Source organism: Jongsikchunia kroppenstedtii DSM 45133, from assembly GCF_000380485.1.
GTDB classification, from domain to species: Bacteria; Actinomycetota; Actinomycetes; order Mycobacteriales; family Mycobacteriaceae; genus Jongsikchunia; species Jongsikchunia kroppenstedtii.
The window spans coordinates 20,262-27,997 of the sequence record NZ_AQYG01000027.1; the positions used below are offsets into that span (position 1 = coordinate 20,262).

Consider the following 7,736-nt stretch of genomic DNA (forward strand, 5'->3'; position numbering starts at 1 on the left):
GTCATTTTGGCACCGTAAACGCATGGCAGAATTGGATTTCTCTGAAACCAGCCGCGAGATCACGGCAAGCAAGGGCGTGCTGCGCTACCACGAGGCGGGCAGCGGACCGCCGCTCGTGCTGCTGCACGGTTCCGGCCCCGGCGTGACCGGCTGGCGCAACTTCCGCGGCAACTTCGCCCTCTTCGCCGAGCATTTCCACTGCTACATCCTGGAATTCCCCGGCTTCGGCGTCAGTGACGATTTCGGCGGACACCCGATGATGACCGCGCTCGACTCGGTCGTCGAGTTCATGGACCTGCTGAAGATCGAGGAAGCCGACTTCATCGGCAACTCCATGGGCGGCGGCGTGGCCCTGAGCTACGCGATGGCACACCCCGAGCGGGTCCGGCGGATCGTCACCATCGGCGGCATCGGCCGCAACATCTTCTCCCCCGGTCCCGGCGAGGGCATCAAGCTGCTGCAGGAGTTCACCCAGGCGCCCACGCGCGAGCGGCTGATCCAGTGGCTCGAGTCGATGGTCTACGACAAGGAGAAGATGGTCACCGAGGAGCTCATCCAGGAACGGTGGGAACAGGCCACCGAACCGTCCACCCTGGAGAGCGCCCGCCGGATGTACGGCAAGGCCGCCTTCGCCGCGATGATCCAGGCGATGAACGCCTCGGACGCGCCGCCGCAGTGGGCGATGCTGCACAAGGTGACGGCTCCGACGCTGCTCACCTGGGGCCGTGACGACCGCGTCAGCCCGCTCGACATGGCCCTGGTGCCGATGCGCACCATGCCCAACGCCGAGCTGCACGTGTTCCCCAACAGCGGCCACTGGGCGATGATCGAGCAGAAAGAGGCGTTCGAAGACGTCGTCCTGCACTTCCTCTTGCGCGCGTAGCTCACTCTCACCCGCCTTTAGGAAATCCGCGCCACATTCGTGGATCCGCGCCGGCTGCAGTTGGCGCGGATCCACAGAAGTGGCGCGGATTTCGTATGTTGGGGTTCCGCAATTGAAATCGCCCCGCAGCCGATTCGGCTGCGGGGCGAGGTCTTTGCGGGGCGCGGCTAGCGCTGAGTGCTGCCCGCGTCCACCGGCAGGGTGACGGCGGTGATGTAGCGCGACTCGTCCGAGGCCAGGAACAGCGACGCGTTGGCGATGTCCACGGGCTCGACCCACGGGATCGGCAGCATGTTCATCGTCTTGGCCGCCTCCCCGAACTCCTCGACCGTCGGCGGGCGGTTGAGGTCGGGCCGGAACTTACTGCGCACCATGTCGTTCTGGATCATGGTCGTGTTCACGTTGGTCGGGTGCACGGTGTTCACGCGGATGCCGTACTCCGCCAATTCCTGTGCGAGCGTACGCATCAGACCGACCACGCCGTGCTTGGCGGCGACGTAGTGGGCGACCCCGAGCAACCCGCGCAAGCCGGCGATGGAGCTCACCAGCACCATCGATCCGCTGCCCCGCTCGATCAGGTGCGGGACGGCCACCTTGGTGGTCTTCCAGACCCCGGTGAGGTTGATGTCGATCATCGTCTTCCACTGTTCCTCGGTCAGGTCTACCGCGGGGGCACTGGAGGTGATTCCGGCTGTGGCACAGACGATGTCGAGTCCGCCCAATTCCTTGACACCGGCATCGACGAACGCCTGCAGCGCGTCGGTGACGCGGACGTCGACCACGCCGGTGATGATGCGACGGCCGGCATCCTCCACCAGCTTGCGAGTCTCCGCGAGGTCATCCTCGGTGGCCGGCGGGATGATCACCGATTCGATCGGTCCGCAGAGGTCGACGGCCAGGATATCGGCGCCCTCCTCGGCGAAGCGGACGGCCTGCGCACGCCCGATACCGCGGGCCGCACCGGTGATGAAAGCTACTTTGCCTGCAAGTCGGCTCATGTCAGTCCTCCCTCACGCCGTCTTCTGGGTCAGGCCGGCGTCGACGACGATCTGCGTTCCGGTGATGTACCGGGACTCGTCACTGGCCAGGAAGAGCACCGCGTTCGAGACGTCGACCGGGTCGACCCACGGCACCGGCAGCAGGTTCTTCGATGCCAGCACCGCCGCGGCGTCCTCCTGCGTCGGGTTCTCCAGGTCCGGCCGCAGCTTGGCGTACACCGCGGCGTTCAGGATCATCGGCGTCGCGACCGAGCCCGGGTGCACCGTGTTGACCCGGATTCCTTGCGGACCAAGCTCATTGGCCAGGGTGCGCGCCAGCCCGACGACCGCATGCTTGCTCGACGAGTAGTGCGCGGTCCGCGCACCGCCCTTGATCCCGTTGGTCGAGCTGACCAGGATGATCGATGCGTTCTCGGCCAGATGCGGCGCGGTGGCCGTCACCGTGTTCCAGGCACCCGTCAGATTGATGTCGATGGTGCGGTTCCAGACCTCGTCCGTCATCTCCCACGACAGGCCCATGTCGGCATAGACTCCGGCGTTGGCGACGACCGCCGCGATTTTGCCGAGCGACTCGACGCCATGCGCCGCGGCATCTTTGAGCTGTTGCGCATCGCGGATGTCGGCGAAGCCGGTGACGCACGTGCCGCCGGCGACAGTTACCTGCCGGGCGGTCTCGTTCAATTCCTGTTCGCTCACCGGGAGATCGAGGGCGATGACATTCGCTCCCTCCTCGGCGAGCCGCACGCAGTGACTGCGGCCCATGCCGCTCGCAGCACCGGTGACCAGGACGACCTTGTCCTTCAGACGCGTCATTTCATGCCTTTCACGTCGCGTACCCGTGTCGATGACGCTAGGGCCAACGGCAGCGCGACTCATCGCGGCTTCCCACCCAGCGGGCGATCGCGCAATATTTGCGATTCGCAGCAATCGTCCTGTTTTTCCCAGTGACCACCCAGTCCGCTGCGAGCTGTCGCCCAGTCTTCGCTCCTACTTTCGGGTCATCGCCCAAAGACGATGAATCACAATCGAAAGGAACGATCATGAGAATCAAGCGCGCACTGGTCGCCGCCACCGTCGCCGGCGGCGTCGCCATCGCCGGAGCGGGCCTGGGAACCGGACTCGCCGCCGCCGCGACCCCGAATGTCGCTGCCACGCAGGCCGATCACCAGCAGCCGAGCAACCACGCCCAGCCCGGCCAGAACAACAACCACGGCCAGCCCGGCCAAAACAACAACCAGGGCCGACCGCCGGCCGGTTGGCGGCCGGGTCCGGTCCAGCGCCCCAACCACGACACCTTCAACTACTGGGGCCAGCAGGTCACCCCGCAGTGGCACCCGCAGTACCACCAGTGGGGCTTCTGGTTCTTCGGCATCTGGATCCCCGTCAATATCTGATCGGACGACATCCACACCGGCCGACATCGGCGGATCGCCCGTAGTCCACGACCCGGACTACGGGCGATCACGTTGTCAGACAGGCAAATACGACAAACGATTCGGGCGGATGCGACAAAGGTTCCCGAATCGTCGGATTGGCAGGAGGTCCACAGGTATCTGCTACTGAATCTCCACGATGCGCTCCTACTTTCAGCACCATCGGCCCCACTCGGACGTCTACATACGGGGGACGATGCCTAGAAGGGAAGGACAACCCCAATGAACATCAAACGACTCGTTGCCGGCGGCTTGCTCGCCGGTGCAGTTGCGCTCGGCGGCATCGCTGTCGGAGCCGGCGCGGCCTCGGCGGCACCGTGGCACCACCCCGGGCCGGTCCATTTCGCCCCGCGCGGCGACTGGCACCACGATCGGTACTGGCAGCCCGGACCGGTCTACGGCCCCGGCCCGATCTTCCTGCCGCCGGCCCCGCCGAACATCTTCGGTTCCTGACCGGCGCGGTCCGAAAAACACCGCCTGGCGATCGTGCGCGATCGCCAGGCGGTGCCGCGTAGGTGTGGGAGCCGGGGTCAGCGGAACGCGTCGAGACCCGTGAGCGCCTTGCCGATCATCAGCTGATGCATCTCGCTGGTGCCCTCGTACGTGAGCACGGATTCGAGATTGTTGGCATGCCGGATGATCGGGTAGTTGAGGGTGATGCCGTTGGCACCCAGGATGGTTCGGCAGGTGCGTGCGATCTCGATGGCCTCCCGCACGTTGTTCAGCTTGCCCAGGCTGACCTGCTCCGGGCGGACCCCGGCGCTGTCCTTGAGCCGGCCGATATGCGTCGCGAGCAACTGCCCCTTGCCCAGCTCGACGGCCATGTCGGCGATCTTGGCCTGCGTCAGCTGATACCCGCCCAGCGGCTTGTCGAATACCTCGCGATCGCCGGCATAGCCGATCGCGGTCTCCAGGCAATCCCGGGCGGCGCCAAGGGCGCCGAACACGATGCCGTAGCGCGCCTCGTTGAGGCATGACAGCGGACCGCGCAGGCCCTCGATCTCGGGCAGCATCGCGGCGGCCGGCAGCCGCACGTCCTCCAGCACCAACTCGGAGGTCACCGACGCTCGCAGGGACATCTTGTGCTTGATCTCCGGTGCGCTGAATCCCGGTGTGTCCGTGGGTACTACGAATCCGCGAACGCCGCCCGCGCCCGGCGCCAGGTCGGTCTTCGCCCACACGACGGCCACGTCCGCGACCGATCCGTTGGTGATCCACATCTTGGTGCCGTTCAGCACCCAGTCGTCGCCGTCACGCTTGGCGTTGGTGCGCATGCCTCCGGGGTTCGATCCGAAGTCCGGTTCGGTGAGACCGAAACAGCCGATGGCGCGGCCGGCGGCCATCTCGGGCAGCCACTGCTGCTTCTGCTCCTCGGAGCCGAACTTGTGGATCGCGGTCATCGCCAGCGATCCCTGCACCGAGACGAAGCTGCGCAGGCCCGAGTCGACTGCCTCCATCTCCAGGCAGGCCAGCCCGTAAACCGTCGCCGACATGCCGGGGCAGCCGTAGCCGTTCAGGTGCATGCCGAACACACCGAGCTCGCCGAGCTCCGCGGCGAGTTCACGCACCGGCAGCGTCGCGTCCTCGAACCACTGGGCGATATGCGGCCGCAACCGCTTCTCCCCGAATACCCGGACGGCATTGCGGATCTCGAGTTCGTCGGCACTGTAAAGGCTGTCCAGTGCGAAGAGTTCGTCGACGGTCTGGGGCATCACGTTCCTTTCGAAGAAGATATGTGCGCCGATCAGCCGGCCTGCGGAGCGTCCTCGGCCAGGCCGGTCTGATCGCCGGCCGTCGCGGCGGCGACGGCGTCCCGAATCGCGGCGGCCGACAGCTCGATCGCCTCGAGCGCCTGCGGCGTCACGCCGCCCATCGCCGGGAAGGCGTGCAGCTGCCACGGGTAGCTGTGCAGGGTCGCCGAGACACCCGCCGTCGAGATGTGCTGAGAGAGCCGGACGCAGTCGGGCTCGAGGAACTCGTCCTGCGCCGTGAAGAGCAGCGTGGTCGGGAAGGCATCGGCCGCAACGTCATTGATGTTGCGCGCGCCGCGGAACAGCACCGGACCGCGATCGAACTTCGGCGCCAGCTTGGCCATCTTCCGCTTCGGCAGATACGCGTCGTGACGGCTGGTGCTGGTCGGGTCGGCCGCCAGATCGAGGTCGAGCAGCGGCGAGTAGCCGATGAATCCGGCCGGCTGCGGCAGGCCCTCGCGGGCGGCCGCCTCGATCACCTTGCCGCACAGGTATCCACCGGCGGAGTCGCCGGCGACCACCACGTGGCGGTAACCACGGTCGAACAGTTCGCGGTAGGCGGCCACCGCGTCATGCACCGAGGTGCCGACGCCGGCCTCGGGCAGTTGCCGGTAGTCGAGTGCGTAGAGGTCGATGGCGGCGTCGCGGGCGAGCCGACCGGCGACCTCACGATGGGTGCCGGGACCGCAGCCGATGAACGCGCCGCCGTGCAGATACAGCACCGCGGCGTCACCCCGGCCGGTCAACTCGATCGGCAGGGCACCCGCGGGCCGCAGATGGTCGGTCAGGCGTCCGCCCAGCGCGTCCGGCTGGCGGACGACGCCGGACACGTCCTTCGCCTTGCGATACGCGAGCCGCGACAGCGCGCCCATCGGGCGCAGGCCCCTATCGGTGATCGGCCACAGCTTCATCAGCGGCTTGATGAACAGGAGAGCCAGCACGAAGTAGACGTACGAGCGCTTGCCCGGGGCGGGGTGGGTGACGACTGCCATTACGCGAACCTACTCCGTTGTTGACCAAGAGTCAGCAAGGGGACGGACGATTGATCCGATCCTCGACGATGCAGACGCCAGACCACCGTGCAGCTGATCGATCACCTGCACAATCGCCGAATCACCGCACGATCTCGCGCGGTCGATTGCCCCGGCCCTAACCGGCGACCGACCCCGAATCGACGACGGCGGCGCGGCCGGTGGCCAGCGCAGCCCGGGCGAAATCGGCCGAGAGCCGGATCGCCTCCTTGGACTCGGGCATCCCCGCGACCACGGGGAACGCGTGCACCTGCCAGGCGAACGTATGCAGATGGGCCATCACGCCCGCGTTCGAGAGTGATTCGACCAGGTCGATCGCGTCGGGCTCGAGGTACTCGTCCTGCGCGGTGATCAGGATCGTCGGCGGGAACGCCTCGGCCGGCACATCGAGGATGCGACGCTCGCCGCGCAGCTCCGCGGGTCCGCGGTCGTATTTCGGCGCCAGCTTGGCGAGCTTGACCTTCGGGATGTACGCGTCCTTGTCGCTGTCGCGGGTCTCGTTGTCCGCGAGGTCCAGGTCGAGCAGCGGCGAGAAGCCGACATACGCCGCCGGCGTCGGCAGCCCGTCGCGGTAGGCCGCCTCGATGACCTTTCCGCAGAGGTAGCCGCCGGCGGAATCGCCCGCCAGGACCACGCGGCGGAACCCGCGGTCGACGATCAGCTCGCGGTACGCGTTCACGGCATCGGCGACCGAGGTGCCGACGCCGGCCTTCGGCAGCTGCCGGTAATCGAGCGAATACAGCGGCAGGCCCAGCACCTGCGCCAGGGCCGCGCCCACCGAGCGGTGCGTCGCCGGTCCGGCGACGACGAACGCGCCACCGTGCAGATAGAGGACTGCGGTATCGGTATCGCGGCCGGACGGGCCCTGGGGCGTGATCAGATCCGCGGGACGCTCGGCCAGCGTGATCGACTGACGAACGACCGTATCGGCGGTCGGTAGCAGGGTGAATGCCTGGTCGATCAGTCGCAGCGGCGACAGGCCCAGGTCACTGAGGGGCCAGTAGGTCAGCGTCGGCTTGAGGAAGGCGCGCGCCGCCAGCCACAACGGGAACGACCGCAACGACGGCGTGCGGTGGGCGATGATGCTCATCCACGTACTCGCTTCGCTCCGTGCGCGGATGAGGCACAAGCGCGCTGTGTTGAATGATTCACTCGCTGACGCTCACTCATCCACGTACTCGCTTCGCTCCGTGCGCGGATGAGGCACCGATGCACTGAGTTTGCTGATTCACTCGCTGACGCTCGCTCATCCGCGTACTCCCGTCACCAGCTGTACACCCGGTGTTAGCTGGACCGCTAGGGCGTGTCTCCTAATGATTGGGTGATCGGTCGCTGATGATCGGTGGATGAGTTCTAGGTGTGAGTCGCTCAGTGATGCGCAGTGGGAGCGGATCGAGCCGTTGTTGCCGTCAAACGTTGGGCGGCAAGGGCGTCCGTTCTGCAACAACCGGCAGGTTGTCGAAGCGATCATCTATCGATACCGGACCGGGATTCCGTGGCGTGACCTGCCGTCGGAGGTGTTCGGGCCATGGCAGACGGTGTGGAAACGGCACCGCCGTTACGCCGAGGACGGCACCTGGGACATCGTTCTTGCCGAGGTACTGGCCGATGCTGACGCGGCCGGGAAGATCGACTGGAAT

The 7,736-nt window shown here is 66.6% G+C and carries 9 protein-coding genes; 4 read left to right on the plus strand and 5 right to left on the minus strand.

The window, feature by feature from the left end:
• Positions 1-22 precede the first annotated feature (22 nt).
• Positions 23-883, plus strand: coding sequence for an alpha/beta fold hydrolase (locus tag G341_RS0100960; protein WP_018177230.1), 861 nt, complete (start codon positions 23-25; stop codon positions 881-883).
• A 167-nt stretch (positions 884-1,050) separates the two neighbouring features.
• On the opposite strand, the gene G341_RS0100965 is transcribed toward G341_RS0100960, so the two are convergent.
• Together G341_RS0100965 and G341_RS0100970 are read right to left on the minus strand one after the other, a co-directional pair.
• Positions 1,051-1,881 carry a mycofactocin-coupled SDR family oxidoreductase gene (locus G341_RS0100965; RefSeq protein ID WP_018177231.1) on the minus strand — a complete coding sequence of 277 codons (831 nt, stop codon included), beginning with the start codon at positions 1,879-1,881 and terminating at the stop codon, positions 1,051-1,053.
• A 12-nt stretch (positions 1,882-1,893) separates the two neighbouring features.
• The gene (locus G341_RS0100970; RefSeq protein WP_018177232.1) at positions 1,894-2,694 is read right to left on the minus strand and encodes a mycofactocin-coupled SDR family oxidoreductase; all 801 of its coding nucleotides are present in this window, start codon (positions 2,692-2,694) and stop codon (positions 1,894-1,896) included.
• 227 nt (positions 2,695-2,921) lie between these two features.
• Between G341_RS0100970 and G341_RS0100980 the strand changes: the two genes are divergently transcribed.
• Both G341_RS0100980 and G341_RS0100985 read left to right on the plus strand, forming a co-directional pair.
• Entirely contained in the window at positions 2,922-3,275 is a 354-nt protein-coding gene (locus G341_RS0100980) for a hypothetical protein (protein ID WP_018177233.1), read from the plus strand.
• Positions 3,276-3,536: 261 nt separating this feature from the next.
• On the plus strand, positions 3,537-3,767 hold the full coding sequence (locus G341_RS0100985; RefSeq protein WP_018177234.1) for a hypothetical protein: 231 nt from the start codon (positions 3,537-3,539) through the stop codon (positions 3,765-3,767).
• Positions 3,768-3,844: 77 nt separating this feature from the next.
• Here the strand turns inward: G341_RS0100985 and G341_RS0100990 are convergent, their stop codons facing one another.
• The 3 genes from G341_RS0100990 to G341_RS0101000 all read right to left on the minus strand — a co-directional run bounded on the left by G341_RS0100990 (position 3,845) and on the right by G341_RS0101000 (position 7,186).
• Positions 3,845-5,026: an acyl-CoA dehydrogenase family protein gene (locus tag G341_RS0100990; protein WP_018177235.1), complete on the minus strand. Its 1,182-nt coding sequence runs from the start codon at positions 5,024-5,026 to the stop codon at positions 3,845-3,847.
• Between the two features lie 32 nt (positions 5,027-5,058).
• A complete protein-coding gene (locus G341_RS0100995) occupies positions 5,059-6,057 on the minus strand; it encodes an alpha/beta hydrolase (RefSeq protein WP_018177236.1) in 999 nt (332 codons plus the stop codon).
• Between the two features lie 157 nt (positions 6,058-6,214).
• A complete protein-coding gene (locus G341_RS0101000; protein WP_018177237.1) occupies positions 6,215-7,186 on the minus strand; it encodes an alpha/beta hydrolase in 972 nt (323 codons plus the stop codon).
• Between the two features lie 256 nt (positions 7,187-7,442).
• Between G341_RS0101000 and G341_RS0101005 the strand changes: the two genes are divergently transcribed.
• Positions 7,443-7,736 (plus strand): transposase (locus G341_RS0101005; protein ID WP_026303095.1); only part of this gene is annotated, 294 nt, incomplete at its 3' end.

What these genes read in the sequence shown, in the direction of transcription:
- G341_RS0100965 (WP_018177231.1), bottom strand. Translation starts at nt 1,881, where the DNA reads ATGAGCCGACTTGCAGGCAAAGTAGCTTTCATCACCGGTGCGGCCCGC.
- G341_RS0100960 (WP_018177230.1), top strand. Translation starts at nt 23, where the DNA reads ATGGCAGAATTGGATTTCTCTGAAACCAGCCGCGAGATCACGGCAAGC.
- G341_RS0100985 (WP_018177234.1), top strand. Translation starts at nt 3,537, where the DNA reads ATGAACATCAAACGACTCGTTGCCGGCGGCTTGCTCGCCGGTGCAGTT.
- G341_RS0100970 (WP_018177232.1), bottom strand. Translation starts at nt 2,694, where the DNA reads ATGACGCGTCTGAAGGACAAGGTCGTCCTGGTCACCGGTGCTGCGAGC.
- G341_RS0101000 (WP_018177237.1), bottom strand. Translation starts at nt 7,186, where the DNA reads ATGAGCATCATCGCCCACCGCACGCCGTCGTTGCGGTCGTTCCCGTTG.
- G341_RS0100990 (WP_018177235.1), bottom strand. Translation starts at nt 5,026, where the DNA reads ATGCCCCAGACCGTCGACGAACTCTTCGCACTGGACAGCCTTTACAGT.
- G341_RS0100995 (WP_018177236.1), bottom strand. Translation starts at nt 6,057, where the DNA reads ATGGCAGTCGTCACCCACCCCGCCCCGGGCAAGCGCTCGTACGTCTAC.
- G341_RS0100980 (WP_018177233.1), top strand. Translation starts at nt 2,922, where the DNA reads ATGAGAATCAAGCGCGCACTGGTCGCCGCCACCGTCGCCGGCGGCGTC.